The organism is Micromonospora globispora (assembly GCF_003857015.1).
GTDB lineage: Bacteria > Actinomycetota > Actinomycetes > Mycobacteriales > Micromonosporaceae > Micromonospora > Micromonospora globispora.
The window spans coordinates 1-1,439 of record NZ_QGGF01000795.1 but is presented as its reverse complement, the minus strand read 5'-3'; the positions used below and the strand labels follow the sequence as shown (position 1 = coordinate 1,439).

Genomic DNA, 1,439 nt, shown 5'->3' with positions numbered 1-1,439 from the left:
GCCGTTTCCTCTCATGATGCGTTAGTGGGCACATGATTGGATGTCCTGCCTTGCGGTGGGACGGTCCCGGTCTTGCCCGCTGTGGCGGTGCCGGGTTGACGTTTCACGGCCACCAGCCCCGCGAGCGGGGTCTTACGGTCGGCTCCGCGTCCAGCCACCGGGCCACTCCCGGCGGTGCTCGCCTCGGCCGCGAGCGCGGCGAGGTTCCGTGCGGCATTGACGTCCCGGTCCAGGACGAGGCCGCATGGGGTGCAGGTGTAGGTGCGCTCGGACAGGGCCAGCTTGGCTTTCACCGTGCCGCAGCCCGAGCAGGTCTTCGAGGACGGATACCAGCGGTCGGCCACCACCAGCCGCCCGCCGTTCCACGCGGTCTTGTACGCCAACTGCCGGCGCAGCTCGGCGAACCCGGTGTCGGCGATGCGCCGAGCCAACCTGCGGTTGGCGAGCATTCCGGCCACGTTGAGGTCTTCGACCACGATGGTGCCGTACTCGCGGGCGAGCCGGCTGGTCAGCTTGTGCAGGCCGTCACGGCGCAGGTTCACCACCCGGGCATGCGCGCGGGCCAACTGCCCCCGGGCCGTCTCCCACCGTTTCGATGGGCGACGGCCAGTGCGCCGGTCAGGGCCGACCCGGCGAGACATGCGCCGGGCGAGCCGGCGCATCCGGCGGGTGGCAGTGTGCAGGTAGCCCGGGTTGGGCTCCACCTCACCGGTGGACAACACCGCCAGATGCCGCACACCCAGATCGACACCGACAGTCGCATCCGGACGGGCCGGCACGCGCTGGACGCGCTGCACCGCGCAGGTGAACGACACATGCCACCGGCCGCCGTCGCGGCGCACCATCGCCGACACGATCCGGGCGGTGGCCGCGTCCAGCCGGCGGGCGAGCTTGCGGGCGGACTCGTGCAGCTTCAACCGGCCGAGCCGGGGCAGCACCACATGCCTACGGTCCCGCTCGACGCGGATAGCACCGGTGGTGAACCGCACCGACGGGGTCGACCGGCGGCGTGACTTGAACCGCGGGAACCCCACCGCCCGCCCGGCGCGCCTGCCGCCACGCGAGTCCGACCAGTTCTTCAACCCCCGGGCCAGCGCTTCCAACCCGGTGTTGTACGCCTCCTTCGAACACTCCCGCCACCACGGCGCCACCACAGGCTTCGCCGCGTTCCACGCCCTCCGCAGCGCGGGCAGCGACCAGCCCAGCGGCGGCGTCAGGCTCGCCTCGTCGACGCCGTACGTGCGTTCCGCGGCCCGTTGATCCATCACCGCCTTGACCCAGGCCAACGCCCAGTTGTGCGCCACCCGCGCCGCACCGGCATGAGCCAACACCACCCGCTCCTGCCGGGGCGTGAGGTCCAACGCGAACCGGTACGACTGCATCACACTCAACCGCTCCCGGTCCGCCACACCCAGCACGGTAAACACCCGGTACGACAT

General features: G+C 71.4%; 1 protein-coding gene. It reads right to left on the bottom strand.

Features of this window, described 5'->3' with window-relative positions:
* Positions 1-11 precede the first annotated feature (11 nt).
* Positions 12-1,439 (bottom strand): IS607 family element RNA-guided endonuclease TnpB (tnpB, locus tag DKL51_RS34535; RefSeq protein WP_124813330.1); only part of this gene is annotated, 1,428 nt, incomplete at its 5' end.